This is a genomic window from Desulfovibrio desulfopostgatei (genome assembly GCF_053570645.1).
On record NZ_JBRBQS010000002.1, the window covers coordinates 1,785,020 to 1,810,779 of the forward strand.

Below are 25,760 nucleotides of genomic sequence, written 5' to 3' on the forward strand. Positions count from 1 at the left end.
GAACCAGCATGGCACACCTGCCAAAATCCATCCCCAAGGAAATTTTCAGAAAATGCTATCAGCACCTGAAAACTTTTCTGCAAAAAAAGCTGCCTCAGAATGATGTGGAAGATGTCATTCAAACTGCATTCTATAAGCTGGTGAAAGCAGATCAATTATTACTGCCGCAGGATGAAATGCTCGCATGGCTTTACCATGTGGCCCGTAACGCAAGCATTGATCTGCTGAAAAAGAAAAAACAATTTCTGCGGGAGACTGCGGCCCACAAGATCAGGAGGAATTTTCTGGCAACCCACTGGAACTTTTGCTGTTAGATGACGCTCGCCCAGAAGACCATGTACTGAAAAATCTGTTTTGGGAAGAATTTGAATCCGCTCTGACAGACCTCCCTGAAGAGCAGCGCAATATTTTTGTGCGCACAGAATTACTGGGCGAATCGTACAACAGCATTTCCAGCGAAACTGGTGTGCCAGTTAACACCCTTATTTCACGCAAGCACTATGCGGTACTGCGGCTGCGCACCAGGCTTGAATCCATAAGACAAGAAATTATCAATTCATAAAGGGGAACAATATGTGGCTGTTTAAAGTTTCAATAATAGGAATTGCCATGCTACTTGCTTTTGATCACGCCACACAGGCCTGTGCTTCTGAAGAAACAGAGCAGGAACAGATATTGCGGATAAGTCGCCGGGCCCTCGCTGACAAACACTCGATTACAGCAGCAGAGCTGCAAAAAATAATTACGGCAAAGGATGCTTCATATTTCATTATCAGCCTGCAGAGCCCCCATGAATTTGCCAGAGGCCATATCCCCGGTGCGAATCTGCTCAAACTGGATTACGCACATCCCGATTCTGCCCTCAACCTTCTGCCTCGTGACAAAATAATTGTTGTTACCGACCCCAACGGACAGCAGAGTTGCCAGATGACCATCTTTCTGCGCGAGCTGGGCTATGATGCCAGAACACTGTTACTTGGGATGGCTGGCTGGAACAAGGAATTTGCGGGTACGGGGGCTTTTCCTGAGGGACGCAAACTGCCCCTTGCAAACACTGCAACCCCCTTGCCATTGGTGCCCCCGCAAAGCTCCAAAGCATCCAGGCAGAGTGACAGTGACAGTATTTTGCAAAAAACACGCGAGTACGCCAGCCAAAGGCGGCCTGTAAGCATTAGCCACGAAGAATTGGCAGCAATGAAGGACGATGCCCTGCTCGTCAGTATGCAATCTCCAGAGGACTATGCCTATGCGCACATACCCGGTGCAGCAAGCTTGCCCGCAAAAATATTTATTGACGGCGATCAACAGCTGCTACAGCTGCCCCGCGACAAAAAAATTGTGGTCGCATGCTACATTGGCCACTATTCAAATGTTGGTGCAATGATCCTCAACCAGCTGGGGTATGAAGCCTACAGCCTGGATTGGGGGCTCGCCGGGTGGAATATATCTGGATTCAAAAATCAGTCGCCGCTGCTGCAAACTGACCACCGCTTTCCCGCAGAGCATACAGCAGAATACTCCAACTGAGCATACGCGGAACTTAGCGCAGAACTTAGCGTAAATATCGGTGAGCTGACAATTTGTCTTTTCAGTCTTGTTGCCCGCGCATAACGCAGACAGGCCGGGCATAGCCCGGCCTGTTTTAAATACCCTTTCGGCACTGTTGTCATAATCTGCTGACACAGCACCCAGGCAGCCATGGTATACGTGGCTACTCTACGGATGCCGGGCTCTGCGGGCGCAGTCAGAGAAATCGGTGCAGGCACGCCTCCACACGCTACTCTGCTGGCAATGCAGCGCCAGATGCCGGGCTACGGGCTAGACGGACGTCAACATCTCCAGATCGTCGCTAGAAAGCAGCTTATCAAGGTCAAGCATGATAAGCAGGCGATCCTGCAACTTGCCCACTCCGCTGATGTAGTCCGAGTCCACCCCGGCCACAACTGGCGGCGGCGGTTCCACCGTGCTTGCGGGTATGCGCAACACCTCGGAGACGGCATCGACAACAAAGCCCACGATGATGTTGTTGATTTCAATGACAATAATCCGCGTGTTTTTGTCATGTCCCTTGGGGGCAAGACCAAAACGCCGACGCAGGTCAATGATGGGGATCACCTTGCCGCGCAGATTGATGACGCCTTCCACAAATTCCGGAGCACGGGGCACCTTGGTGATTTCCATGGTGCGGATGATCTCCTGAACTTTCAGGATGTTCACCCCGAACTCTTCTTCACCGATGCTGAACGTCACCAGTTGCAGAAGTTCGTCTTCCTGTTTTTTTTGACTCAGATCCATGTCTGCTCCCTTGTCGCAAGTAGGCCGCAGTCGTGTGCAGAAAAATTACATGAGGGGCAACCCTTGGGCCGTGAACCTCTTTTCCATTTCAAGCACTGCTGTATGGTCACACATTAGACAATATCGGCAGGGCAGTAAAGAACCATAGGGCAATCTACGAAAAAGGCCATTATTTTTCATAAGTTTCACTCAGGGCCTGCTCAAGTGTCCGGGCGCTATACACATCGCGCAGCACAAGAGGCTGCCCGGCTTCATCCCCGGCGGGGAAAATGGCTGTAAGCGGAATGCTTTTGCTGCCCAGGGCGTCAAGCAATCGCACCGCATAGGCATTGGCGTTGGTCAGATCCACGCGTACGAGTTCCATGCCGTACCGGGCCTGAAGCTTGCGCATGCGCTCGTCCGTCAGCACTGTGGCTTCCATAAATTTGCAGTTGGGGCACCAGTTGGCGGTAAATTCAAGCAGCATGGGCTTTTTGCCAAGGTTGGCCTCAAAAGCCTCCGGCGTGAATTGCCGCCATTGGGGCAGGGGCGCAACGGGGCGCAGCACCCAGAAAACAGACGCCACCAGCAGACCCACGCCCAGCACGCCCATGATCTTGCGCCTCAGGGGCGGCGCGGTTATGCCGCAATACTGCCCCCACAGCCAGGCGCAGAGCGAAAGCACCAGCAGCACGGTGAGCACCTGCATGTGCCGCTCAACAGGCAGCACAGAAAGCAGGTAAAGGGCCGTGCCCATGAGCATAAAGCCCACTATGCGCTCAAAAACGTGCATCCATGCGCCGGGTTTTGGCAAAATACGCGCCAGATCTGGCCAGATGCAAAACAGGATGTACGGCAGGGCCATGCCCAGCCCCACAGCCCAAAAAACCACAACAACAATGATGAGCGGCTGGGTAAAAGCCCAGCCCAGCACGCCGCCCAGCAGCGGGCCGCTGCACGGCGTAGCCAGAAAGGTCGAAACAAGGCCCGTAAAATATGCCTGCAAGCAGGGATTTTTGCTATTGGCCCCGGTCTTGAGGTCAATGACCGGCAGGCTGAACACGCCAAGGGTGGACAGTCCCATCAAGAAGACCACCAGCAGCATGACCATGAGCACAGCCTGATTCTGGTAAAGCTGCCCCCACATGAGGTCTGCAAGCCCCAGCACAAGGGCCAGCGCGCTGAACAGCGTCATGACCCCTGCGGCAAAGCAGAGGTTGTGCTGCCGAAAGCGCTTGAGCCCTGCGGCATCACGCCCGCCAACCATGAGCAGTCCGCTGACCTTGAAGGTAAGCACCGGCAGTACGCAGGGCATGGCGTTGAGCAGCAGGCCTGCAAGTATGCCAAACAGCAGGGCCTTGCCCAGGCCGGAAATTTCCATGGAATCATCAAGAAAACGCGGCGAAAGGCGAACGTCAAAACCATCCGGCGGCGGCAGCTTTTCCATACCTTCCTCGACCCATCCACCAGTGGTGGCCTGCGCGGACTCCCTGGCCCACGCGTCGCCCGCTGCGTCATCGTTGCCGTCCTCTTCCGCCGTGGTTGACGGCGGCGCCGCAGGCGCGCGACGCTGCAATTCCTGCCACTGTACGCGCCAGGGCATGCCGCTGAGGGGCGCTGATTCGGCCGCAATCGTACCCGTCACTTGTTCATTGACGGGCATGCACTTGCGGCTGGAGCATAACAGCATGCTCAAATCAGCCACAAAGGGCTTTCCTGCGGCATCGGACGGCAAGGGGATGTAGAAGGTCACGTTGCCTTCGTACACGTTCACGGTAGCCGCTGGATCGTAATAATCGCGCTGGACTGCTCCATCGGGGTAATACACGGGCAAGGCCCGGCCCCCTGCTACAGAAAAGGCCACAGTGGTGGGTCTGCCCGCCTCGCCCGGTTCGTGCCCGTAGGCGTGAAATTCCGCAGGGATAACAATATGCAGCGCAGCAATCAGGTTTTGCCCGTCGCGGGCAGTTTCAAGCCTTGGTTGCAGATCCTCGGCCCGCGCCCCAAAACTCATAAAAACAGCGGCGCACAGCACCACGAGGCCTGCGCACAGCACTCGCCAGACCGGGGCAAGCGGCATGGCGGAAGCTACGGCCAGTTTGTCATATTTCAATGCATTGTCTCTTTTTAGCTGATTTTTTTCAAATTACTTGACAGGCAGGGCCGCATGAGCGTAAACACCTTTTCACGCAATGCGGGTCATTAGCTCAATTGGTAGAGCAGCTGACTCTTAATCAGTTGGTTCGGGGTTCGAGTCCCTGATGGCCCACCAGAAAATTCAGGTTCGCGGTTCAACCGCGAACCTTTTTTTGTTGTTGCTTTATGTTTTTTCATGGCGTTCACCTGTTGCAAGACAATAGCCGCTCCTCGAAGGCAAGTCTAGACAAGCGCTTTCCGGCTACGTCACTTGTGAAAACCGCAGCTTACGGCCTTCCTTGTTCGCGTTTGCCCGCTCCCGCCCTTTGCCAGCCCATCACAGGCCGATTCTGCCCCTTCTGCTGCCAATTTTTCTTAACAGTCTTGCATGGATAAATATTACCAACCGCACATCGGCCCTGAAGCCAGACAGGCAGTCACAGCCGCAATGCCGCGATTACGGATTTTGTCGCAGCAGGCCACAAGCCACGATTTCATATTTCTGCTTGTGCCAAAAAAAATTTTCAACACCTTGCCATACGCTGCCCAACTTGCTTGGCTGACAGCGGCAGGAATCCCTTGCCCCCAAGGTACACACCACAAAAAAACAAGGCCCGCTTGTCATGCCATCCCCAAAGGGACGCGCACGCCAAGCGGGCCTTTACAGCCTGAAAACGCGGCTACAGTGTTATTTGCTCATGCTGGGAGGCAGATGCTTGCTCTGCTTTTTCAGCCTGTAGCCCAGCCATACAAAGGCAATCCAGATGGGGGCAAGCATTACCGCAAGGCTTTCACCAATGATCACAAGCACTGCGAGCACCATGGCCATGACCAGCAGGCACAGATAGTTGGTGAAAGGATGCCAAAGGGACTTGAAATGAATGACTTCGCCAGCCCGAACCATGGCAGCGCGGAACTTGAGGTGCGTCAGGCTGATCATGGCCCAGTTAATGACCAGAGCGGCAACAACAAGCGACATGAGCAGGCCAAGGGCCTTGCCGGGCATGGCGTAGTTGATGATGACGCAGATCAGCGTGGCTAGAGACGAAATCAGCAGGGCGTACACCGGCACGCCGCGAGCGCTGACCGTACCGAAGGCCTTGGGGGCGTTGCCCTGAAGCGCCAGGCCAAACAGCATGCGGCTGTTGCAGTAAACGCAGCCATTGTAGACGGAAAGGGCCGCTGTGAGCACCACAAAGTTCAGCACATGCGCGGCAAAAGGAATGCCGATGAGGTCAAAAATCTGCACAAAGGGGCTGGCTACCATGGCCTGGGCCCAGTGGCTCTTGTCCACGGGTGCGCCAAGCTGGCTCCAGGGGTGCAGGGTCAGCAGCACAAGCAGCGCGCCAATGTAAAAAATAAGAATGCGGTAGATGATCTGGTTCACAGCCTTGGGGATGGTCACACGCGGATTGTCGGTTTCCGCAGCGGCAATGCCCACAAGCTCCAGCCCGCCGAACGAAAAGGCCACAACCGCCAGTGCGGTAAACACGCCTTCCCATCCATGCGGCAAAAAGCCGCCGTGGGTCCACAGGTTGCTCACCGCCGCGTCAGGGCCAGCATGGCCGCTGAACAACAAAAAAGACCCCAGCAGAATCATGGACACAATGGCCACAATCTTGATGGAGGCAAACCAGAATTCCATTTCGCCAAAAAGGCTCACATGGCAAAGGTTTACGCCGGTGATCAGCAGGAAGAAAAAGGCCGTGGTCTGCCATGGCTGGATGCTGGGAAACCAGTATTGCACATATACGGCAACAGCCGACAGCTCGGACATGCCCACCAGAACATACAGAATCCAGTAGTTCCAGCCAGAAAGCAGACCGGGAAAATCGCCCCAGTACTTGTGGGCAAGGTTGCTGAAAGATCCGGCAACGGGTTCCTGCGCCATCATTTCGCCAAGCTGGCGCATGATCATAAAGGCAATGAAGCCGCCAAGCGCGTAGCTGATCAGAACAGCGGGGCCAGCCATCTGGATGGTGCCAGCCGAACCAAGGAACAAGCCGGTGCCAATGGCTCCGCCCAGGGCAATGAGCTGTACATGCCTGTTTTTCAAGGCTCTTTTCAATTCTGGTTTTTCGTTTTTCATTTGCAGCAATTTGGCTATGCGGCCACTCCCCGCCAGAGTCGCCCTGTTGCACAAAATCCGGTATGCGGCCGGCCAATCCTCTTGTCGCCAAAAACGAAAGGCGGCTTCCACAACAAAACCGGCCTTTCGCGCACATTCGCCTTTTGCCCGGTCAGCAGCAGACGGCTGACCCAACATTCCGCAGGCCGCAATACAGCCCGCCGCAGTATTGGCACCGCGGTGGGCAAACCGCTTATGCGGCCCTGCGCCTGGCACAATAACAAAACGCCGCTCGAAAACAAGCGGCGTTTTGCGTCAGAACAGTTATTTGGGCTGCTCTGCGGGGGTGCCCGTACCGGAACCGCCCTGCTCAGACACATCCCTTGCGTCAACGATCCTCACGCCAAACTCGGCCACGCCTTCGGGCGGCGCGTAAAACAGCACCATAAACGGCACTTCGCCGCCGCGCGGCACATTGGTGTTGTTGGTGAGAATCTCAACCTTGTTGTTGAGGAAGGATTCCATTTCCTTCTCGCTCAGCACCTGGAGCTGAAAAAGTGAAAGCTGCACGCCGCCAAGCTGTTTTTTGACAGCCAGGGCTTTCTTGTCCTTGTCGTAGATGGCGGCTTCAATGGTAATGAGTTCCTTTGGCTGCGGGAACTCGTTAACCACCCTGCCCTCTATCACAAAAACCTTGCCCACCTTTTCATTATCAACATAATACTGCCGCACGTTACGCATGGTCAGCAGCTCAACCTGCTTGGCAATTTCCTGCTCATTGGGCTGCTTGGCAGCGCTTTTGAGCGAGTAATAATACCAGCCGCCGCCTGCGCAGGCCAGCACCAGCACAAAAATCAGCGCCAGTTTGACCAGTGGCAGCTTCTTTTTGATGGGCATTTCCGGCAGCGGCCCCTGTTCAGCCAGGGGGACTTCCGGCTCATAGGTGAAAACCGTCTTGCAGACCGAGCAACGCAGCTTGACGCCCGGCTTGGCAAGCTGATCCGGCAAATTGAAGCGGCTACCGCAATTAGGACACTTTATTTCCATGCCATTACTCCAAAACCTACCGGCTGCCGGAGCCGGGAAAAGCCTATTCGGGAATAACTTCAAACACGCCGGGCAACATACGGTAATGCTCGGCGTAGTCCAGGCCATAGCCCACAATGAACCCCTGGTTCAGCTTGAAGCCCGCAAAATCGACCTTAACGTCAACTTCCCGGCGTTCATCCTTGTCCACCAGTGCAGCCAGGCGCAAACTGCGCGCCTTGCGCGCCGCAAACTGCCCGAGCAGAAAACGCATGCTGTGCCCGCTGTCCACGATATCTTCAACAATCAGCACATGCTTGCCGCAAATGTCAATCTCAACATCCTTGCTGAAGATCACATGCTTGGAGCTGGAAGACCCTTTGCCATAACTGGACAAACGGACAAAATCCAGTTCCAGATTTTTGTTGTGCAAAAATCGAACCAGATCACTAAAAAACATGAAGCCACCCTTGAGCACACACACTGCCACCATCGGCTCATCACCGTACTCGGCGTTGATCTCTGCGGCCAGTTCCTGGATCCGGGCTGCAATCTGTTCCGGCGTGAATACCGGTTTCAGTTCTTTTACCTTGATGTCGTTAGCCTTGGACATGCACCTCTCCTACGTCCTTTGCAGCGGAATCCAGTTCAAAATAAACGGCTGTTTCGTCGCAGTTGGGGTACTTGGCGCAGTGCACGCAGTCGGCCCAGATTTTTTGCGGCAAAACATTCTTGTCCACAACCCTGAAACCCAGGCGGGCGAAAAACGCCTCCTGGTATGTAAGCGCAAACACTTTCTGAATATGCAGGTCGCGGCATTCGCTAAGGCAGGCGTTGACAAGCTCCCGGCCCGTTCCCAGGCGGCGGGCGTCTTCACGCACCACAAGCGAGCATATTTCGGCCAGATCTTCCCACACCGGGGCAAGGGCGCAGCAGCCCACTATCTCGCCAGCAGTATTCTCCGCAACCATAAAGTTGCGCACATGCCCATAAAGATGGATCAGCGCGCGGGGCAGCAAAAGCCCTTTCTGGGCGCATTGCAGCAAAAGCCCATGCATGGACTTTACATCGTCCATGTGGGCTTTGCGCACCACAAGGGTATTTTCCATTATTTCTGTTCCAGCAACTTTTTAAAGACCATCTCTACCATTTCGGCGTCCGCCATGCCGGGTTCAGACAGAATGAGCTGGCCATCCTTGCTGTAGAAGGCATTGTGAGGAATCTGCGAAATCTTGAACGCCCGCGCCACTTCGCGGTCAGCGACAAAGACGGGGTATGTCATCTTCATCTTTTCCACAAAGGGGGGCACAACCTTGGAGTCTTCATCAAGGGAGATGCTCACGATAAGCACGTCTTTTTCCGCGTACTTTTTGCGAACGTTCACAAGCTCGGGGATTTCAACGCGGCACGGAGGGCACCATGTGGCGAAGAAATTGAGCATGATGACCTTGCCCTTGTTTTTGGCAAGCATATCCGTCAGCCCGGCCAAATTCAGGGTAGGAACCGATGACGAGGCCGCCAGCGCCGAGCACGGCAAAGCCAGACACAGCAATAAGGCCAGGATGAGTTTCTTCATAGTTTACCCGAAGTTTTGAATGAGGAGCAAAGGCCGCGCCGGGGCGCGGCTAAACAAACTGCTTGGCGGCCTTTACCGCACCTACGGCGTCAGCGCAATACGCATCTGCCCCGATGGCATCGGCAAAAGCCTGCGTAACGGCAGCCCCGCCCACCAGAACCTTGATGGGCAAAGCGCGCTCCCTGACGATTTTGATGGTGTCTTCCATGCGAACCATGGTGGTGGTCATCAATGCCGACAAGCCGATGATACGCGCGTTGTGCTTGAGTGCGCAAGCAACAATGGCCTCTGCCGGAACGTCCTTGCCCGCGTCCACCACGTCAAAACCGTGGTTGCCGAGCAGCAGCGAAACAATATTTTTGCCAATGTCGTGGATATCGCCTTCTACCGTGGCCATCACCACAACAGGGCGCGTTTCCGGGCCGCGCCCGGCCTCCAGCAAAGGCTTGAGATACGCAAAAGCGGTCTGCATGGTTTCTGCCGCGCGGATGAGCTGGGGCAAAAAGTATTCCCGCCGTTCATAGCGCGCGCCCACTTCCGTAATAGCCGGAATGAGCGTTTCCTGCACAAGGGTAAAGGGGTCGGCGCCCGCGTCAAGCTCTGCCGTAAGCAGAGTCAGCACATTTTCCTTGTCGCCGTTGAGCACGGCTTCGGCAAGGGTTTTGGCCGCAGCCCCGCCGCCCTGACGCACCTGTATGGTGCCTTCGCCGGGTTTCCAGCCGGAATAGGAGGCTATAAACGAAGATGCGTGGGCATCGTGGTTGCACAGCACCTTGAGCGCGTCTGCCGCCTCGCGCAGGCGCTGGGCAGAGGGGTTGGCGATGCACGAGGTAAGCCCCGCGCCCGCCGCCAGGGAGAGAAACGTGGAATTGAGCAGTTCGCGCGCGGGCAGACCAAAAGAAAGATTTGAAAGGCCAAGCGTTGTGGGCAGGCCGTTGGCAGCGCACCAGCGCGTCATTTCCAGGCACTGGAGGGCGCTGTCCGCGCTGGAGGATACAGCCAGCGCCAGAATGTCCACCATCATCAGCCGCCGCGAAATACCCATGCCCTCGGCCTTTTCGATCAGGCTCTCCACCGTGCTGATGCGCTCTGCGGCTTTTTCCGGCAGATGCGCCCCCTGCAGGGGCAGCAGAATAAAGGGCGCGCCGAAATCGCGGCACAAGGGGCCGAGCGCTTCCATGCGCCCAGCCTCGCCGCTGATGGAATTCACCAGAAACGAACCGGGGCAGTACGGCAAGGCGTTGGCAATGGCATCCGCATTGGAAGAATCTATGGAGAGCGGCAGGGGCAGCCGCCCCACAAGGCGCTGCACCAGTTCGGGCAAAAGCTGGGTTTCGTCCACCAGGGGGGCGCCCACGTTAACGTCAAGCACCGTGGCCCCGGCATCTACCTGAGCATCGGCCAGTTGCATGGCAACGTCAAAGGCTCCGGCCTGAAGTTCCTGCGTGAGGGCCTTTTTGCCCGTGGGGTTGATGCGTTCGCCAATGATGGTCAGGGGCTGGCCCACAGCGATGCGCACCATCTGGGAGCGGTTGGTCAGGCAGATGCCCTTGCGCGATACCGGGGGCGGCGTGACGCTGTCCATACCGCGCAGGGCCTGCGCAAGCGCAGCCAGATGCGCGGGCGTGGTGCCGCAGCAGCCGCCAAGTATGCGCGCGCCAAGGTGGGCAAAGGGGGCGGTTTTTTGCGCAAAATCTTCCGGCCCTAAGGGGAACACGGTTTCATTGCCGCGCAGTTCGGGCAAACCGGCATTGGGTTCGGCCATGACCGGGCATTCACATACGCCAAGCAGTTCCTGCACCACTGGCAGCATCTGGTCCGGGCCGAGGCTACAGTTGGTGCCGACCACATCCACGCCCATGTTCTGCATGGTTTCGGCAAAAATCGCGGGGGTAGAGCCGGTAAGGCTCACGCCCTGTTCAAAGGTCATGGAAACCATGACGGGCAGGTCGCATTCCTGCCGGGCAGCCGCCACGGCAGCTCTGGCTTCGGCAAGGTCGAACTGCGTTTCAATAAATATGAGGTCGGCACCGCCCGCCACAAGCCCGCGAATCTGATTGGCAAAGGCCGCGATAAGATCGCGCGGTTCCACCGGGCCGAGGGGCTTGGCAAAATGACCGGTGGGGCCCACATTGCCCGCCACGAAGACAGGGCGGCCAGCCTGTGCGGCGGCTTCTTTGGCAATTTCGACCATGCGCCGGTTGAACGAAAAAACGTCCAGACTTTTTGGCAGCTTGTAAATATTGCCGCCAAAGGTGCACGATGTCAGCAGATCAACGCCCGCATCCAGATAGGCCTTGTGAATGCCGCGCAGGGTGTCGGGGTTTGCCATGCAAAATTCTTCGGGAGTCGCGCCAGCGGGCATGCCCGAGGCCTGAAGCATGGTACCCATGGCACCGTCGAGCAAAAGAGGCCTGCCAAGGCCGAGGGCTTGTCGAAATGTCATCGTCGTCTCGCTCTGTTCCCAGCACAGTCGCCGCAAGCCAAAGAGCACCTTTGCCTTCCGCCTGCAATACCTGTATGCTGGGGCTTCCGTTGTTTGAGGCCGCTGATTCCGTAAGGATTTTGCGAACCGGAACATGCGGGCCGCACCGGGGCTGAACGCCGCCGGGGCCGCAAAACTGCGCCGCGCATTAAACCCGGCAGGCCTTTTACTACTGAAAAACACTGAAAAGAACAAACCAAAACTATAGCATTAAACATTGCGGCCCGTTACAGGCAGCGATGCTCAGACATAAATATCATGAAAAAAGATAGTCCGATAGCTCCCAAAAACCCGCGCAGCGCGCAAAAAGCAGAAGAAACCGAAATTTCCTCGCCTGAGGTGGAAATTCTGGATGCTCCCCCTTCGCGCAAGCGGGCAGCCCCTGCCGGGGGCGGCACCCGTGGCGCTGCCGCCAAGACACGCGCCCGCTCGACCGAGGGCAAGGCCGCCAAGCAGAGCATTCTTGATGTGGACGGCTCCGCTGTGCGCGAGGTTCCGGCAGATTCCGTATCTGACGATCAGGACGATGACGACGCGCTTGCTGATTCCGCGGAAGATGTGGACGTTGAGCTGGACGCCAGCGATCATGGCCTCGACCCCCTTGTTCTTGATGACGACCATGAGGGCCTGCCTGCGCCGTCCACAACGCGTTTGCCCGCAGTTGGCCCGCGCGACAGCCTGCACCTTTACCTGCGCGAAGTAAGCCGCTTCCCCCTGCTCAAGCCGGATGAAGAACACGAGCTTGCCCTGCGCGTGCGCGACCACAACGATGCAGACGCGGCCTTTCGGCTGGTTTCATCGCATCTGCGGCTTGTGGTGCGCATTGCCATGGACTTTCAGCGCAGATGGATGCAGAACGTGCTCGACCTTGTGCAGGAGGGCAACGTGGGTCTCATGCGCGCGGTCAACAAGTTTGACCCCGACAAGGGCATCAAGTTTTCGTACTACGCGTCGTTCTGGATCAAGGCCTACATACTCAAGTTCATCATGGACAACTGGCGCATGGTCAAGATCGGCACCACCCAGGTGCAGCGCAAGCTGTTCTACAATCTGAACCGCGAGCGTCAAAAGCTGATCATGCAGGGCTTTGACCCGGATGCAGCCATGCTCTCCGAGCGCCTCGGCGTTACGGAAGACCAAATTAACGAAATGGATCAGCGCCTTGCCTCCACCGATATGTCGCTGAATGTGCCCGTGGGCGAGGATGCTGGCGGCGCAACACGCATGGACTTTTTGCCCGCGCTCGGCCCCGGCATTGAAGACAGCCTTGCCAGCGACGAAATCGCCGGGCTTGTGCGCAGCAAGCTCAAAACCATACTGCCCAAACTGAACGAAAAAGAGCTGTATATTCTGCAAAACCGCCTGCTCACGGATGAGCCTGTAACCTTGCGCGAGATAGGCGAACGGTATAACGTCACGCGGGAACGAGTCCGCCAGCTTGAAGCACGGTTGCTGGAAAAGATCCGGCAGCATCTGGCTGTGGATATCAAAGACTTTTCAGACACATGGATACAATCCTGATATGAAACGTAACCACGTTGCGCTGCTATGCGCCCTGGCACTGACTGCCGCCACTTCCTTTTCCTTGCTGGGATGCGGCGGCTGTTCCGGCGCCAGGCACCAGACTGCTGAAAAATCGGACACGTCCGCTGCAGAATCTGCCGCGCCTTCTGCCACAGCAAAGGCCCAGCAGCACGACCTCAAGGGCGTATCGCTGCGCCCGGTTGAAGCAGAGCTTTCGCCCAATGCGCTCAACACTTACGCCTTTCTTGTTTTTGCGCAGGCCATGAACAATGAGGACGACAACGCCCTCGCCGCCGCTTCTCCGCTGCTGGCCAAGGCGCACATGCCCGTCAACATCTGGCTTGAAGGCGGCGTGTGGCTGCTCAGCCGCAAGTCGCCCCATACCGCTATGGTCATGGAGCAGGCCCTGAGCGTCTGGCCCGATGATATTTCGCTCAATCTGCTCTATGCCGAAGCCCTCATGGAAAAAGGTTCGCCCGAGCTTGGCGTCAAGCTCATGCGCGAATATCTTAAAAAGCATCCCGAATCTGTGGATGCCCGCATGGAGCTGGCCCTGCTGCTGGTTAAAACCAAGCAGTATCCCGAAGCCGAAAAGCTGCTCAACAGCGTTACGGGCAAGCAGCGCACCCCGCTGGTGGATTATTACCACGCCCGGGCGCTCATTGGCATGGACAGGCCCAACGAGGCTGTGGCCTACCTGCAGCGCGCCATCAAGGATACGCCCGATTTTGTGGAGGCCCTGGCGGAACTGGCCTTCATCTACGAGCAGAAGCCCGACCTCAAGGCCGCGCGCGGCGTTTACGAAAAGCTGCTCAAACTCAATTTTTCGTCGCAGGACGTTCTGCTGAGGCTCATCAATATCTCTCTGCGCATGGGCCAGCCCGAACGGGCGCTCAAGTATATGCAGCAGGGGCCGGACAGTACGCCCTTCAAGCTGACTGTCGCCAGCATGTTTATGGATTCACGCCACTTTTTGCAGGCGGAAAGCCTGCTCAAGCAAATAGTGGCCCAGGGCGATGCGCCCCACGATGTGTACCTGCTGCTGGCCGAGCTGGCATATGACCAGCGCCGCGATCTGGACATGGCCTTCTCCTGGCTGGATAAAATCCCGGCTTCCAGCAAGGCTGCCGTGCGGGGCGTGCTGCTGCGCATCCAGTTGCTGGCAGAGGCCGGCCGTGATGCCGAGGCCCTTGACGCCGTGCGCAAGGCCACAAGCGCCAATCCCGACTCCTCCGAGCTTGTGGAGGTCGAGGTGCGCCTGCTGGCGCGGCAAAAGCAGATGAAGCAGGCCCTGGACGTTGCCCAGAGCGCCATAAAGCGCTGGCCCAACAATGCGGAAATGTTCTTTCTGCTCGGCTCTCTTCAGGATGAAACCGGCGACAAAAAAGCCGCTTTCAAAACCATGGAAAAACTCCTGGCCCTGCATCCGGACAATTATCAGGCCCTCAATTACGTGGGCTACACCCTGGCCGAGGAAGACCGCGACCTTGACCGCGCCCTGACGCTTCTTGTGCGGGCCAACGATCTGGCTCCCAACCAGTCCTACATTGTAGATTCGCTGGCCTGGGCCTATTTCAAGGCTGGAAAACTCGATGACGCCCTGAAGGAAATCCGCCGCGCCGTTACGCTGGACGAGCATACGGATGCCTCCATATGGGAGCACTATGGCGATATCGCCGCGCGGGCTGGCCTTAAGGACGAAGCCCGCACCGCCTATCAAAAGGCCATGGAACTCAAACCCGACAATGCGGAAGCATTGCGGCAGCGGCTTTCACATCTATGAAAAAACTAGTTATTTTTTGTTGTCTGGCGCTGCTGTGCGCCTGCGCCCGTCAGCCCGTGCTGGAAACCTCGCCCGAAAACCGCGCCGTGCTTGAACAGCGCTGGCAAAAGTTTGCGGCTGTCAGCTCTGCCGACAAGTCTGAACCCTATCGCCTGCAACTGAGCCTGCGCTTTGGCACAGAGGGCGATACGCGGCGCGTCACGGCCCTGTTCTGGGGCAACAGCCAGCGCCAGTTGCGACTGGACGTTATGGCGGGCGTGGGCACCACGGTTGCCAAGATACTTGAAGACGGCCAGCATTTTCTTGTGTACAGCCCCAGCGAAAACAAGGCCTACTTCTATCAGGGCGCTACCAAGCCCCTGCTTCAGGTGGGCGTGCCGGTTCCCTTCAACCTCGTGCATCTGGCCGACCTGCTCAATGGCCGGTACACGGCGGTATTTGGCAACCAGTTTGACAAAACCGCCTTTTCCGCCGACGGCAAGGCCCTGTACGACCTTCAGGGCCAGCCCGGAGGCCGCCTGATCATCAACGAGCAGGGGCTGCCCGTGGAATGGCAGGAACAGGCCAACGGCAAGGGCTGGAGCATGGAAATCCTGTATTCGGATGATCCCAAGCCGCTGCCCCGCCGTCTGAACCTTGCTCACAGCAACGGCAAACGCGCCATTGTGCTTATCAAGGAAAGAGAAAAGGTTTCCCAGCCCTTTACAAAAGAGCAGATGGCCTTAACCCTTCCTGATGACGCACCCCTGCTGCCGCTCGCCAAGTTCAAGCAGCAGCAGTAGTTTGGGCCTGACGGGCTGCGCCTGACGGCTGCGGCCCGGTATCGGGGCAACCCGCCTTAACCGCCACTACAGAAGTGTTAAATGCTCTAGCGGTGCGTCCGGCCAGTCCGGGCGCACCGTGCGTACCTTTGCAGGAGTATACATGCAGACCATTCACATTGCCTCAGACCACGCTGGCTATGCGCTGAAAGAACTCCTTGTCCAGTTTCTTGCCCAGAAGGGCATCAACGTGGTGGACGACGGCACCCACTCCACCGAAAGCTGCGACTACCCCGTGCTGGCGCACAAGCTTTGCGCCGCTGTGGAAAAGGAGCAGGGAACAGGCATTCTCATTTGCGGTACAGGCATAGGCATTTCCATTGCCGCCAACCGCCACTCCGGCATCCGCGCGGCCCTGTGCGCCACTGAGCTTCAGGCGCGCCTGTCGCGCCAGCACAACAACGCCAATGTGCTTTGCCTCGGCGCGCGCATCATCGGCGTGGAACTGGCTCAGGCCATTGTGGAGGCATTTCTGGGCGCTTCCTTTGAAGGCGGCAGGCACCAGCGCCGCATCGACATGATCAATCTTCCCGGTCAGGCCGGGTAAGGGATATACATGCTGCTCTACAATACCCTGGGCCGTAAGAAGGAAGAATTTGTTCCCGTTCATCCGGGCAAGGCAAACATGTATGTTTGCGGCATAACGGCCTATGATCTTTGCCATATAGGACATGCGCGTTCCGCCCTTGTTTTTGACGTGCTCGTGCGGCAGTTGCGCCATACAGGGCTTGAGGTCCGCTTTGTGCGCAACTTTACAGACGTGGACGACAAGATCATCAACCGCGCCAACAAGGAAGGCCGGGACTGGCGCGAGGTTGCCCAAACTTACATAACCGCCTTCCATGAAGACATGGATCGTCTGGGAGTGCTGCGGGCCGATGAAGAACCCCGCGCCACCGACTTTATCCCGCAGATTCAGGCCATCTGCTCCACTCTTGTTGATTCGGGCAAAGCCTACTCCACTCCCTCCGGGGACGTGTATTTTCGTGTGCGCGCTTACGAGCCCTACGGTAAACTCTCTGGCCGCAGCCTGGACGATCTGCTCTCTGGCGCGCGCGTGGCCCCCGGCGAAGAAAAGGAAGACCCCCTGGATTTCGCCCTGTGGAAGGCCGCCAAGCCCGGCGAACCTTTCTGGGAAAGCCCCTGGGGCAAGGGCCGTCCCGGCTGGCATATCGAATGCTCGGCCATGAGCCAGCCCTATCTGCCGCTGGACATTCACGGCGGCGGGCAGGATCTTATCTTCCCGCACCACGAGAACGAGATCGCCCAGTCCGAGGCCGCCTGCGCCTGCTCGCTGGCCCGCTACTGGGTGCATAACGGCTTTGTGCAGGTAAATGCGGAAAAGATGTCCAAATCCCTGGGCAACTTCAAGACCATCCGCGATATTCTTGAAAACTATCTGCCTGAAACCCTGCGCTTTTTCCTGCTGGGCAAGCATTACCGCAGCCCCATCGACTTTACCGCCGACAGCATGGACGAAGCGGAAAAAGCCCAGCACCGCGTGTATACAGCCCTGCACGAGGCGGGCAAGGCCCTTGCCCGCGACAAGTGGAAAAAAACACCCCTGCCGCAGGAAATGGCCGAAGAATGGGCCGCGCTGCCCAAGGCCTTTGACGCCGCCCTTGAGGACGACATCAATACGGCGCAGGCCCTTGGGCAGGTGTTTGCCCAGGTGCGCCTTGTGAACCGTCTTCTGGAAGACAAGGCCCTGCGCTCTGCCGAAGCCGGACGCGACCTCTTGCAGGAATTTCTTGCCCGCGCGCAGGAATGGGACAAGCGCCTTGGCCTCTTTGGGCAGGCTCCGCAGACTTTTCTGGCTGATTTGCGCGGTCAGCGCGCCACACGCGGCAAGATCGACGTGGCCCGTGTGGAAGAACTGATGCTCGCCCGTCAGGAAGCCCGCGCCAGCAAGGATTTTGCCCGCTCGGATTCGCTGCGGCAGGAAATTCTTGATCTGGGCGTCAGCGTACGCGACACCCCTGAAGGTCAGGTTTGGGATCTGGAATAAGCCGCTGCCCGCGTCGGTCTCCGGCGCGGGCGCTTTTACTGCGGCATCATGAGGACGCCATGTTGCATCGTGTTGCCCTGCGCCGTTTTATGGCGCTGTTTGTTCTGCTGGCATTTCTGTCAGCCCAGCTTGTGGCCGTACCGGCCCAGGCCTTCTTTTTCGGCGGCGTCACCATCAAGGACGAAAAGGAGATGGGCCACAAGTTTGACGTGATGATCCGCGCAAACATGCCCATTGTGGAAGATCCTGAGGTAAGCCAGTACGTCAACCAGATCGTGGATCGTCTGGTCAAAAAGATTCCACCGCAGCCCTTCAATTTCAAGGCCGCCGTCATCCTGCACAATTCGCTCAACGCCTTTGCCATCCCCGGCGGCTACGTGTACGTGTTCACCGGCCTCATCATGAATATGGACAAGGAAGAAGAGCTCGCGGGCGTGCTTGCCCACGAACTGGCGCATGTAACCCAGCACCACGTGGCCTCGCGCCTTGAACGCGCGCAGTTTGTGACTCTTGGCTCCCTGCTGCTGGCCATTGCGGGCGTGGCAGTGGGCGGCTCCAGCGGCGGCGCGCTGGCCGTGGGCGCGCTGGGGGCCGGCCAGTCGGCCATGCTCAACTACAGCCGCATGGACGAAACTGAAGCCGACCAGATTGGCCTGCAATACCTTGTGGCTGCGGGCTATCCCCCGCAGGGCATGGTGGGCGGCTTCAAGGTGCTGCGCCAGAAAAGCTGGATGAGCGGCACCAGCGTGCCGACTTACCTCTCTACCCACCCTGCCATCGGCGACCGCATCAACGGGCTTCAGGCCCGCATTGAAGGCATGGGCAAGTCTGTGCAGGGCCGTACGCAGGACAACACCAAATTTATCCGCGTCAAAACGCTCCTCTGGGCGCGCTATGGCGACGCGCAGGCTGCGCAGCAGCGTTTTTCAGGCAAGGACGGCCTTTCGTGCATGGGGCGCGGCATTGTGCTGGCCCGCACCAACCGGGTTAACGAGGCCAGCAAGGCCTTTGACGAAGCCCTGGCCGCTTCGCCCAACGACCCTCTGGTGCTGCGCGAGGCTGGCGCATTCCACTACCGCAAGGGCGATATGAGCCGTGCTGATGGCCTGCTGCGTCAGGCCATGCGCCTTGACCCGCGCGACTACATGGCCTCTTTTTTCTATGCCCGCATGCTTGACGAAACGGGCAGGCAGGCGCAGGCCGCGCAGTATTATAAAGACGTGCTGCGCTACGTGCCGGAAGACGCCGAAGTCCACGAGGCCTATGCCCGCTCGCTCGGTAAAACGGGCGACACTGCCGGGGCCTATATCCACATGGCGTACAGCGCCCTGTATTCCAACAACAAAAAACAGGCCGAGCGCTACTTTAACCAGGCCAAGGCCTTGTCGGGCAAATCTGCAAATCCGCGTGATTTTCAGAAGCTTGAGGCCGCCTACAAAGAGCGCAAGGAAATATGGGAAAAGAACTGATGATGGATACGCATGCCACAACCATACTGGCAGTAAGAAAGGATGGCCGCGTGGCCATAGCTGGCGATGGGCAGGTGACCCTGGGCCAGAATATGATCATGAAGCACGGCGCGCAGAAGGTGCGGCGTCTGTATGACGGCAAGGTTCTGGCGGGTTTTGCCGGGGCCACAGCCGATGCCTTTACCCTGTTCGAGCTTTTTGAAGCCAAGCTCAAGGAATTGCGCGGCAACATGGTTCGCGCCGCAGTTGAAATGACCAAGGAGTGGCGCAAGGACAAATACCTGCGCAAGCTCGAAGCCATGCTCCTGCTGGCGGACAGCGAACACATCCTCGTGCTGTCGGGTACGGGCGACGTCATTGAACCGGACGACGAGGTTGCAGCCATTGGCAGCGGCGGCCCCTATGCCCTTGCGGCGGCGCGGGCGCTTGCCCGGCACAGCGACATGGATGCGGAGGCCATTGCCCGCGAGGCCATGCGCATTGCCTCGGAAATCTGCGTGTACACCAACGGCAACCTTACGGTTGAAACGCTGTAGCCATCAATCGCCACAGGAGCGGAAAAATCCATGAGCGTAGTTGTTGCCGGGTGCAAGGTTAATCTTGGTTTGCGCATCACGGGCGTGCGGGAAAACGGGTATCATGAGCTGGATTCTCTATTCTGGCCCCTGCCCCGCCCCTGCGACCGCCTGCACATACGCGAAACCGGCGCTGCCGGGTTGACCGTGCTGTGTGATACGCCCGGCATTGACCTTGAGAACAATACCCTCACCAAGGCCTACGCCGCGCTCGCCAAGCGTGTGCCCGACCTGCCCGGGCTTGAAGTGCGCCTGAACAAGGGCATTCCCGCTGGCGCAGGTCTTGGCGGCGGCAGCAGCGATGCGGCGGCCCTGCTGCGCTGGCTCAACAGCAGGGTATCCAGCCCGCTTGACGATCAGGCGCTGGCAGAGGTTGCCCTCACTGTTGGCGCGGACACTCCGTTTTTTCTCATCAACAAACCCTGCCGGGTGCGGGGCATTGGCGAGCTTATCGAGCCTTGCAGGGATGATGCGCTTGCAGGCATACACCTTGTTCTGGTATGCTCCCAAATTCATGCTTCCACCCCCCAGGCATACGCCGATTATGACGCCGCGCTTAAGGCCTCAGACACGGTTTCTGGGCAAAATTGCTTGACAAAGACGGAAAGCAAGGCTAATGGAACTTTTCTCTCCGGGGTGCGGACAGAGTTGAGCATTCACAACGACCTTGAGGACGTTGTATTTTCTCGCCATCCACAGCTTGCAGAAATCAAGGCGAACTTGCTGCGCCTTGGGGCTGGAGCCGTAGCCATGAGTGGCAGCGGCTCAAGCATTGTGGCGCTTTTCGCACACGAATTCCATGTGGAATCGCAGGCGGCTGCCGCCATGCTGCAAGGAGAGAACAGGCGCGTATACGCGCACGTGCTGTGAAATACTGGGATGTAGCCAAGTGGTAAGGCAACGGGTTTTGGCTCCGTCATTCGAAGGTTCGAACCCTTCCATCCCAGCCATGCACTGCTGTATCGCGTCTGGGGCGTCTGACCGCGCCTTCCGTCGATTTGTCGGCGGCCTGGCAATAAAGCGCCGCCTTTCTTCCGGCGACGGCAGCAAGGATGTATAACCGTAAGTGCTCTTTGGCGCGCAAGGCAGGGCGGTTCATGTACAGCGATCTTAAGATCGTCACCGGGTCTTCCAATCCGGATTTGGCCAAGGCCATCTGCAACCATCTGGGGTGTCAACTCACGCCCACGCTGGCCACCACGTTCAGCGACGGCGAGTTGCGGATCGAAATAGGCGACAATGTTCGCGGTGATGACGTTTTTGTGGTGCAGCCCACCTGCCCCCCGACCATCAACCGCAATCTGGTGCAGCTCTGTCTTATGCTTGATGCCCTCAAGAGGGCCAGCGCAGGCAGGATTACCGCCGTTATTCCTTACTACGGCTATGCGCGCCAGGATCGCAAGGTCAGCCCCCGTGCGCCCATCAGCGCCAAAATGGTGGCCGATTTTATCAGCGTTGCCGGAGCGGAACGCGTGGTCACCATTGACCTTCACGCGGGACAGATTCAGGGTTACTTTGACTGCCCGGTGGACAACCTGTTTGCCGTGCCGGTCATGCTTGAATCGCTGCGGCGGCTGCACGATGACAACATCGTGATCGTGTCGCCCGATGCTGGCGGCGTTGAACGCGCCCGCGCCTATGCCAAAAGGCTCAACGCGCCGCTGGCCATTGTGGACAAGCGCCGCGACAAGCCCAATCAGGCACAGGCCATGCATGTTATCGGCGATGTGAAAGGCCGTCTTGCCATTGTGGTGGACGACATGATCGACACCGCCGGTACGTTGTGCGCAGGTGCCGACGTGCTGCTCAAAAACGGCGCTACCAAGATTGTGGCCTGCGCCACCCACGCTGTTTTGTCTGGCCCGGCCATTGACCGCATCAACAGCACCGAGGCGCTTTCGCAGGTATTTGTCACAGACACCATCCCCATGGGCGACAAGCTTGAGCGCTGCCCCAAGCTGGAGGTTGTTTCTGTGGCTGCCCTTCTGGGCAAGACTATCCACAACATCCATACCGGCTCATCGGTGAGCGTGTTGTTTGTGTAACCCGCTTTATGCGGATTGCGTATAGACCCAAGCCTGCCCGCAAGGGCCGGTTCCATAATAACAGAACTTTTTCCGCACGTTTCGGCTGCGGTAAGCCAAGGAGCAGGACATGAATATTGAAAAGACTTTGAGCGTGCAGAAGCGCGAAGGTAGCGGCAAAGGCGCCAGTGGCCGTCTGCGTACCCAGGATCTGATCCCCGGCGTGTTCTACACCGCCAAGGGTGACAACATCTCTGTGCAGGCTCCTGCCCTGCCGCTGGAAAAGATTTTTGCCGAAGCCGGTCGTACCTCGGTGTTCAACCTTGAGATTGACGACAACGGTCAGAAGTCCGTGCATCCTGTGATCATCTGGGACGTGCAGTACCATCCCTACAAGAAGGAATTCAGCCACATCGACTACTACGGCGTGGATCTGGACAAGCCCGTCACTGTTGACGTGCCTGTGGAATTCGTGGGTGTGTCGCGCGGCGTGAAGCTTGGCGGCCAGCTTGAAACCTACCGCGAAATCGTGCGCCTGTGCAGCAAGCCCCTGGACATGCCCAAAAAGATCGTTGTTGATGTGACCCCCATGGACATCAACACCACCATCTGCGTGGGCGACCTGCAGCTGCCCGAAAACGTCAAGGCCGTTTACGACCAGAACTTCGCCATCGTCAGCGTTATTTCCAAGGCCAAGGAAGCCGCTGAAGCCGCCGAATAAGACTGTTTGACGCAAAGCCCGGTCATCGGGCCTTTGTGCGACTGTATTGGCCGGTTCCTTGCGGGACCGGCCTCATTTTATGTACGCATGGCGCCATGAACAAACCAGCCTTTGTCACGCACAAGCTGTCTGCCCATAACCGGGAACTGCGGCTCGAACTCTGGCCCAATCATGGGGCCGGAGTCATGCTGTTTTATCCCGGCACTATGCTGTCGCCCCTCCAGTACCGGCCCATGATCACCGCCTTGCAGCAAGCGGGCTTTGCCGTTGCCGCGCTGCATTTTACCGGGCACGGTCTGAACCGCCACAGAGCGGGCTTCAGCTTTGACGACCTGCGGCAAAACTGTCTGGACGCCGAGGCATGGCTGCGTGACGCAGGCTATGACCGTATTGCGGTGTGCGGGCACAGCCAGGGCGGCATACTCGCATTGGCGCACGCTGCGGCATCCCCCGGCCTTACGGCGGCATTTCCCATTACCGGAGTGCTGCCCCAGATGCGCGAGGCTATCTATCTGACACGCTTTGCCGGGCTGGCTGACCGCAGAGCGGACATTGAACGTATTTTCTGCACGCTTGCGCGCTGGCTGCCGTGGCTGCCCATGCCCCTGCACGCCTATCTTGATCCCTGGCGGATCATTTCCGGAGCCAGGCGAACTGTGAGCAATCGCCGCAGAACACGGCTGACATACCCCCTGAATTTTCTGGCCAGCCTGTTCAACACGCGCCTGCCCGAGGGGCTACGTTGCCCCCTGTATTTTTTCAGCGCGCAGAATGATGCCCTGTTTACGCCAGCCATCATTCAGGCCACCTTTGACTGCCTCAAGGCACCGTCCAAAAAACTGGTTTGGCTGCCCGGCGGCGGGCATCTGGCTGCCATGAATCCCCCGCTGTGCCGCTTTATGGCCCGAACCGCAGCAGCTGCCTGCGCGGGGCTGGGCCTGCCCCTGCACCTTGAGCGCATATAAATCGCCTCTGGAGGCGTACTGATGGACTATAAAGGCGTTATCGTAGGCCTGGGCAATCCCGGCGCCAAATACGACCATACACGTCATAACTGCGGCTTTGATTTTGTGTCGTATCTTGTGGAACTTGCCGCCAGAGACGGCGAAGCAAGCCAGCAGAACGGCGGCAAATTTTCATGCGAATTATGGCGCTTGCGCCTGCCAAAGCTTGGGGGCTTGTGGCTTGCGGCCAAACCGCAGACATTCATGAACCTGAGCGGCCAGTGCGTGCAGCCGCTGCTCGCCTGGCACAAACTCAAACCGCATGATCTTGTTGTTGTGCATGACGAGCTGGACATCCCCGCCGGGGAACTTCGCTTCAAGCTTGGCGGGGGTAATGCCGGGCACAATGGACTGAAATCCATCACAGAACTCTTGGGAACGCCAGATTTTTACCGCCTGCGCATGGGCATTGGCCGCCCGCCGCACAAGGGTGACGTGACAAACTGGGTGCTGGGGCGACCTGAAGGCGAAGATGCAAAAAACATTGAAAATTCGATGGAACTTGCCGCCGATACATTGTTTGCCTTTGCCGATAAAGGGCTCGACAGCGCTGTTCGTGCTGCGCGAAAGGCATCCTGAGCAGTGCCGTGCAGTGCTGCCTTTTGATAATGGCTTTCTGTAACCGTCGGTTTTGCAATCAATTTGCATCTGGCCAATGCTGTAAACCTTCTGCAACAGTGTCTGCGCACTGCCTTGTTGGCCCGGTCAAATGCCCATTGCCCCAAATATGAGCAAAATACTTTTTCAACTGGACTCCTGCTCATTCTTGGACTAGGATATTTGAAGAGTCGGTTTCCGACTCTTCCATACTTCATTTAATTCGCGACTTCCAGCTATCGCTCCAGGTCTCGTTTATTTGCGCCTTTTGGGGCGTTTTGGTGGCATCATGTTCACTCCGGACGATCTCGTTGTATATCCTGCCCAAGGTGTGGGCCAAATAGAACGCATAGACAGCAAAACCGTTGGGGGGCTTGTCTGTGAGCTCTATATTGTGCGCATCCGGGCAAACAACGTCACGCTGATGGTTCCGGTAAACAATGCCGCGCATGTGGGCCTGCGCACACTCACGCCCAAGGATGAAGCCGCCGCGATTCTTGAGTCGCTCCGCAATGATTCTGGCAAGGTTGTGTATACCGGCCAGAACTGGAACCGCCGCTTCCGCGAATATTCCGAGCGGCTCAAAAGCCCGAGCCTTGCTATTGTGGCCGAAGTGCTGCGCGAGCTGCTGCTTATTGGCCGCAGCAAGGAACTTTCTTTTGGCGAACGGCGGCTTCAGGAGCAGGCCATGGGCCTTGTGACAGGTGAATTGTCAGAAGTTCTGGAAATCCCAGAAGACAAGGTGCGCGATGAACTGCTTGAAATCTATGCGCCCCCGCCAGCTCCAGAAGAAACCGCCAGCTAGCCCGCTCACCCCCTGACCGAATTTTTTGTGAACAGCGACGTATTTTTTCCTTGCCATTACAGAAAAGATGGGCTAATCGCATTTTCACACATCTTTTTTGTTCCCAATATCATCCGCCTACCACGCTACAATATGCAAAGGGTCATGACTAGGACAGAGGTTTTTCTCTGCACATTTTGAGGATGATTTTATACAAATCCTCACCTCTATGATTAAACCGAAACTCACATTCTTTCAAATGAAAATAAAAAGTCTGTCTTTGTATGCCCCGGAAGCGTACCAAACGAGTTTTGGCATAAGCCCAAAAACTCTCTATGCCATTGATATGGCTATATTCATTGGCAAATTCATTGTCACCATGGTGGACTCGATAATGTTTCTGGTAACCGAGATCTACCAAACCGTTATACCCTCTCCAACCGTCAGAATGAATAATACTTTCGGGATCCACGCGGCCACGGATGATGCCTTGCAGAGTGACCTTGGAGCAATTAGGGACAATCTCTGTATAAACCTTCCCTTGCCTTTTGAAGAGGCCAAAAACTATTGTTTTTCCTCTAGCGCCACGACCTCTGAGCCCTCGGACTCGGCGAGCGCCAAAGTAACTTTCATCAACCTCAACCTCGCCGGAAACAGGCGATTCTACTTCACAGGCAAAGGCAATTCTCTCTCTTATCCCCTGTAATAATCTATTCACGGTATTCCTGTTTAAATCTGTTACCTGGGCGATTTGAGTAGCATTTAAATCAACGCAAAAAAGCCTGAGAAGTTGACGGAATTTAGCCTCAGAAATTTTAGAACGAATGATGTACTTGTTTTTTATTGCCATAACTAGACATTAGCCTTTTATTGGCCTCTGTCCTA

25 protein-coding genes and 2 tRNA genes are annotated in these 25,760 nt (G+C 57.1%); 18 read left to right on the forward strand and 9 right to left on the reverse strand.

All coding sequences use genetic code 11. The features are described from left to right. The first annotated feature begins 8 nt into the window (after positions 1–8). The 3 genes from ACUZ9Q_RS07880 to ACUZ9Q_RS07890 are packed head-to-tail and all read left to right on the forward strand — an operon-like array spanning position 9 to position 1,527. Positions 9–314: an RNA polymerase sigma factor gene (locus ACUZ9Q_RS07880; protein WP_449247654.1), complete on the forward strand. Its 306-nt coding sequence runs from the start codon at positions 9–11 to the stop codon at positions 312–314. Beyond that, positions 305–562, forward strand: coding sequence for a sigma factor-like helix-turn-helix DNA-binding protein (locus tag ACUZ9Q_RS07885; protein ID WP_449247655.1), 258 nt, complete (start codon positions 305–307; stop codon positions 560–562). Before ACUZ9Q_RS07880 ends, ACUZ9Q_RS07885 begins: the two co-directional genes overlap by 10 nt. Before the next feature lie 11 nt (positions 563–573). After that, positions 574–1,527 (forward strand): rhodanese-like domain-containing protein, encoded by a 954-nt coding sequence (locus tag ACUZ9Q_RS07890; protein ID WP_449247656.1) that lies wholly within the window; start codon positions 574–576, stop codon positions 1,525–1,527. Positions 1,528–1,818: 291 nt separating this feature from the next. Here ACUZ9Q_RS07890 and ACUZ9Q_RS07895 read toward each other — a convergent pair whose 3' ends face one another. Further along, entirely contained in the window at positions 1,819–2,295 is a 477-nt protein-coding gene (locus tag ACUZ9Q_RS07895) for a chemotaxis protein CheW (RefSeq protein WP_192111892.1), read from the reverse strand. A 169-nt stretch (positions 2,296–2,464) separates the two neighbouring features. Continuing rightward, positions 2,465–4,387 (reverse strand): cytochrome c biogenesis protein CcdA, encoded by a 1,923-nt coding sequence (locus tag ACUZ9Q_RS07900; protein WP_449247657.1) that lies wholly within the window; start codon positions 4,385–4,387, stop codon positions 2,465–2,467. An 83-nt stretch (positions 4,388–4,470) separates the two neighbouring features. Here ACUZ9Q_RS07900 and ACUZ9Q_RS07905 point away from each other — a divergent pair. After that, positions 4,471–4,546, forward strand: a tRNA-Lys gene (locus tag ACUZ9Q_RS07905). 552 nt (positions 4,547–5,098) lie between these two features. On the opposite strand, the gene ACUZ9Q_RS07910 is transcribed toward ACUZ9Q_RS07905, so the two are convergent. The 6 genes from ACUZ9Q_RS07910 to ACUZ9Q_RS07935 all read right to left on the reverse strand — a co-directional run bounded on the left by ACUZ9Q_RS07910 (position 5,099) and on the right by ACUZ9Q_RS07935 (position 11,526). Beyond that, positions 5,099–6,466 carry an amino acid permease gene (locus ACUZ9Q_RS07910; protein WP_449247658.1) on the reverse strand — a complete coding sequence of 456 codons (1,368 nt, stop codon included), beginning with the start codon at positions 6,464–6,466 and terminating at the stop codon, positions 5,099–5,101. Between the two features lie 336 nt (positions 6,467–6,802). Continuing rightward, positions 6,803–7,525 carry a zinc-ribbon and DUF3426 domain-containing protein gene (locus ACUZ9Q_RS07915; RefSeq protein WP_192111894.1) on the reverse strand — a complete coding sequence of 241 codons (723 nt, stop codon included), beginning with the start codon at positions 7,523–7,525 and terminating at the stop codon, positions 6,803–6,805. Between the two features lie 43 nt (positions 7,526–7,568). Next, positions 7,569–8,117: a hypoxanthine phosphoribosyltransferase gene (hpt, locus tag ACUZ9Q_RS07920; RefSeq protein WP_192111895.1), complete on the reverse strand. Its 549-nt coding sequence runs from the start codon at positions 8,115–8,117 to the stop codon at positions 7,569–7,571. Beyond that, complete coding sequence (locus tag ACUZ9Q_RS07925) at positions 8,104–8,613, reverse strand: N-acetyltransferase (RefSeq protein WP_192111896.1); 510 nt, start codon at positions 8,611–8,613, stop codon at positions 8,104–8,106. The genes hpt and ACUZ9Q_RS07925 overlap by 14 nt, the downstream gene beginning before the upstream one ends. After that, complete coding sequence (locus ACUZ9Q_RS07930; protein ID WP_022659376.1) at positions 8,613–9,080, reverse strand: TlpA family protein disulfide reductase; 468 nt, start codon at positions 9,078–9,080, stop codon at positions 8,613–8,615. Before ACUZ9Q_RS07930 ends, ACUZ9Q_RS07925 begins: the two co-directional genes overlap by 1 nt. 49 nt (positions 9,081–9,129) lie before the next feature. Further along, positions 9,130–11,526, reverse strand: coding sequence for a homocysteine S-methyltransferase family protein (locus tag ACUZ9Q_RS07935; protein WP_215647894.1), 2,397 nt, complete (start codon positions 11,524–11,526; stop codon positions 9,130–9,132). 297 nt (positions 11,527–11,823) lie between these two features. Between ACUZ9Q_RS07935 and ACUZ9Q_RS07940 the strand changes: the two genes are divergently transcribed. The 14 genes from ACUZ9Q_RS07940 to ACUZ9Q_RS08005 all read left to right on the forward strand — a co-directional run bounded on the left by ACUZ9Q_RS07940 (position 11,824) and on the right by ACUZ9Q_RS08005 (position 24,896). Further along, positions 11,824–13,086 (forward strand): RNA polymerase factor sigma-32, encoded by a 1,263-nt coding sequence (locus ACUZ9Q_RS07940; RefSeq protein ID WP_233482963.1) that lies wholly within the window; start codon positions 11,824–11,826, stop codon positions 13,084–13,086. A 1-nt stretch (position 13,087) separates the two neighbouring features. Beyond that, a complete protein-coding gene (locus ACUZ9Q_RS07945) occupies positions 13,088–14,872 on the forward strand; it encodes a tetratricopeptide repeat protein (RefSeq protein WP_215647892.1) in 1,785 nt (594 codons plus the stop codon). Continuing rightward, positions 14,869–15,654: an outer membrane lipoprotein LolB gene (locus ACUZ9Q_RS07950; RefSeq protein ID WP_227117907.1), complete on the forward strand. Its 786-nt coding sequence runs from the start codon at positions 14,869–14,871 to the stop codon at positions 15,652–15,654. Before ACUZ9Q_RS07945 ends, ACUZ9Q_RS07950 begins: the two co-directional genes overlap by 4 nt. Positions 15,655–15,796: 142 nt before the next feature. Beyond that, a complete protein-coding gene (gene rpiB / locus ACUZ9Q_RS07955; RefSeq protein ID WP_215647891.1) occupies positions 15,797–16,240 on the forward strand; it encodes a ribose 5-phosphate isomerase B in 444 nt (147 codons plus the stop codon). A 9-nt stretch (positions 16,241–16,249) separates the two neighbouring features. Beyond that, complete coding sequence (cysS, locus tag ACUZ9Q_RS07960) at positions 16,250–17,701, forward strand: cysteine--tRNA ligase (protein WP_227117908.1); 1,452 nt, start codon at positions 16,250–16,252, stop codon at positions 17,699–17,701. 59 nt (positions 17,702–17,760) lie between these two features. Further along, positions 17,761–19,170 (forward strand): beta-barrel assembly-enhancing protease, encoded by a 1,410-nt coding sequence (locus tag ACUZ9Q_RS07965; RefSeq protein WP_192111902.1) that lies wholly within the window; start codon positions 17,761–17,763, stop codon positions 19,168–19,170. Between the two features lie 2 nt (positions 19,171–19,172). After that, positions 19,173–19,706, forward strand: coding sequence for an ATP-dependent protease subunit HslV (hslV, locus tag ACUZ9Q_RS07970; RefSeq protein WP_192112094.1), 534 nt, complete (start codon positions 19,173–19,175; stop codon positions 19,704–19,706). A 30-nt stretch (positions 19,707–19,736) separates the two neighbouring features. Beyond that, a complete protein-coding gene (gene ispE / locus ACUZ9Q_RS07975; RefSeq protein WP_300551450.1) occupies positions 19,737–20,615 on the forward strand; it encodes a 4-(cytidine 5'-diphospho)-2-C-methyl-D-erythritol kinase in 879 nt (292 codons plus the stop codon). 5 nt (positions 20,616–20,620) lie between these two features. Beyond that, positions 20,621–20,695: transfer RNA gene (locus ACUZ9Q_RS07980), tRNA-Gln, on the forward strand. Positions 20,696–20,842: 147 nt separating this feature from the next. Beyond that, positions 20,843–21,790: a ribose-phosphate diphosphokinase gene (locus ACUZ9Q_RS07985; protein WP_192111904.1), complete on the forward strand. Its 948-nt coding sequence runs from the start codon at positions 20,843–20,845 to the stop codon at positions 21,788–21,790. Between the two features lie 109 nt (positions 21,791–21,899). Then, positions 21,900–22,490, forward strand: a complete 591-nt coding sequence (locus ACUZ9Q_RS07990; RefSeq protein WP_192111905.1) for a 50S ribosomal protein L25/general stress protein Ctc — start codon at positions 21,900–21,902, stop codon at positions 22,488–22,490. Positions 22,491–22,585: 95 nt separating this feature from the next. Then, entirely contained in the window at positions 22,586–23,455 is an 870-nt protein-coding gene (locus ACUZ9Q_RS07995) for an alpha/beta hydrolase (protein WP_233482966.1), read from the forward strand. A 21-nt stretch (positions 23,456–23,476) separates the two neighbouring features. Then, entirely contained in the window at positions 23,477–24,073 is a 597-nt protein-coding gene (gene pth, locus ACUZ9Q_RS08000) for an aminoacyl-tRNA hydrolase (protein WP_192111907.1), read from the forward strand. A gap of 307 nt (positions 24,074–24,380) precedes the next feature. Continuing rightward, the gene (locus tag ACUZ9Q_RS08005; protein WP_192111908.1) at positions 24,381–24,896 is read left to right on the forward strand and encodes a CarD family transcriptional regulator; all 516 of its coding nucleotides are present in this window, start codon (positions 24,381–24,383) and stop codon (positions 24,894–24,896) included. A 148-nt stretch (positions 24,897–25,044) separates the two neighbouring features. Here the strand turns inward: ACUZ9Q_RS08005 and ACUZ9Q_RS08010 are convergent, their stop codons facing one another. Further along, the gene (locus ACUZ9Q_RS08010) at positions 25,045–25,725 is read right to left on the reverse strand and encodes an IS1595 family transposase (RefSeq protein ID WP_449247358.1); all 681 of its coding nucleotides are present in this window, start codon (positions 25,723–25,725) and stop codon (positions 25,045–25,047) included. Between the last annotated feature and the right edge of the window lie 35 nt (positions 25,726–25,760).

Excerpts from the sequence above, each read along its gene's own strand:
- ACUZ9Q_RS08010 (WP_449247358.1), bottom strand. The coding sequence starts at position 25,725 with ATGGCAATAAAAAACAAGTACATCATTCGTTCTAAAATTTCTGAGGCT.
- rpiB (WP_215647891.1), top strand. The coding sequence starts at position 15,797 with ATGCAGACCATTCACATTGCCTCAGACCACGCTGGCTATGCGCTGAAA.
- ACUZ9Q_RS07945 (WP_215647892.1), top strand. The coding sequence starts at position 13,088 with ATGAAACGTAACCACGTTGCGCTGCTATGCGCCCTGGCACTGACTGCC.
- ACUZ9Q_RS07995 (WP_233482966.1), top strand. The coding sequence starts at position 22,586 with ATGAACAAACCAGCCTTTGTCACGCACAAGCTGTCTGCCCATAACCGG.
- ACUZ9Q_RS07990 (WP_192111905.1), top strand. The coding sequence starts at position 21,900 with ATGAATATTGAAAAGACTTTGAGCGTGCAGAAGCGCGAAGGTAGCGGC.
- ACUZ9Q_RS07965 (WP_192111902.1), top strand. The coding sequence starts at position 17,761 with ATGTTGCATCGTGTTGCCCTGCGCCGTTTTATGGCGCTGTTTGTTCTG.
- ACUZ9Q_RS07915 (WP_192111894.1), bottom strand. The coding sequence starts at position 7,525 with ATGGAAATAAAGTGTCCTAATTGCGGTAGCCGCTTCAATTTGCCGGAT.
- ACUZ9Q_RS07985 (WP_192111904.1), top strand. The coding sequence starts at position 20,843 with ATGTACAGCGATCTTAAGATCGTCACCGGGTCTTCCAATCCGGATTTG.
- ACUZ9Q_RS07925 (WP_192111896.1), bottom strand. The coding sequence starts at position 8,613 with ATGGAAAATACCCTTGTGGTGCGCAAAGCCCACATGGACGATGTAAAG.
- hslV (WP_192112094.1), top strand. The coding sequence starts at position 19,173 with ATGGATACGCATGCCACAACCATACTGGCAGTAAGAAAGGATGGCCGC.
- ACUZ9Q_RS07950 (WP_227117907.1), top strand. The coding sequence starts at position 14,869 with ATGAAAAAACTAGTTATTTTTTGTTGTCTGGCGCTGCTGTGCGCCTGC.
- ispE (WP_300551450.1), top strand. The coding sequence starts at position 19,737 with ATGAGCGTAGTTGTTGCCGGGTGCAAGGTTAATCTTGGTTTGCGCATC.
- ACUZ9Q_RS08005 (WP_192111908.1), top strand. The coding sequence starts at position 24,381 with ATGTTCACTCCGGACGATCTCGTTGTATATCCTGCCCAAGGTGTGGGC.
- hpt (WP_192111895.1), bottom strand. The coding sequence starts at position 8,117 with ATGTCCAAGGCTAACGACATCAAGGTAAAAGAACTGAAACCGGTATTC.
- pth (WP_192111907.1), top strand. The coding sequence starts at position 23,477 with ATGGACTATAAAGGCGTTATCGTAGGCCTGGGCAATCCCGGCGCCAAA.
- ACUZ9Q_RS07890 (WP_449247656.1), top strand. The coding sequence starts at position 574 with ATGTGGCTGTTTAAAGTTTCAATAATAGGAATTGCCATGCTACTTGCT.
- ACUZ9Q_RS07880 (WP_449247654.1), top strand. The coding sequence starts at position 9 with ATGGCACACCTGCCAAAATCCATCCCCAAGGAAATTTTCAGAAAATGC.
- cysS (WP_227117908.1), top strand. The coding sequence starts at position 16,250 with ATGCTGCTCTACAATACCCTGGGCCGTAAGAAGGAAGAATTTGTTCCC.
- ACUZ9Q_RS07930 (WP_022659376.1), bottom strand. The coding sequence starts at position 9,080 with ATGAAGAAACTCATCCTGGCCTTATTGCTGTGTCTGGCTTTGCCGTGC.
- ACUZ9Q_RS07895 (WP_192111892.1), bottom strand. The coding sequence starts at position 2,295 with ATGGATCTGAGTCAAAAAAAACAGGAAGACGAACTTCTGCAACTGGTG.
- ACUZ9Q_RS07935 (WP_215647894.1), bottom strand. The coding sequence starts at position 11,526 with ATGACATTTCGACAAGCCCTCGGCCTTGGCAGGCCTCTTTTGCTCGAC.
- ACUZ9Q_RS07940 (WP_233482963.1), top strand. The coding sequence starts at position 11,824 with ATGAAAAAAGATAGTCCGATAGCTCCCAAAAACCCGCGCAGCGCGCAA.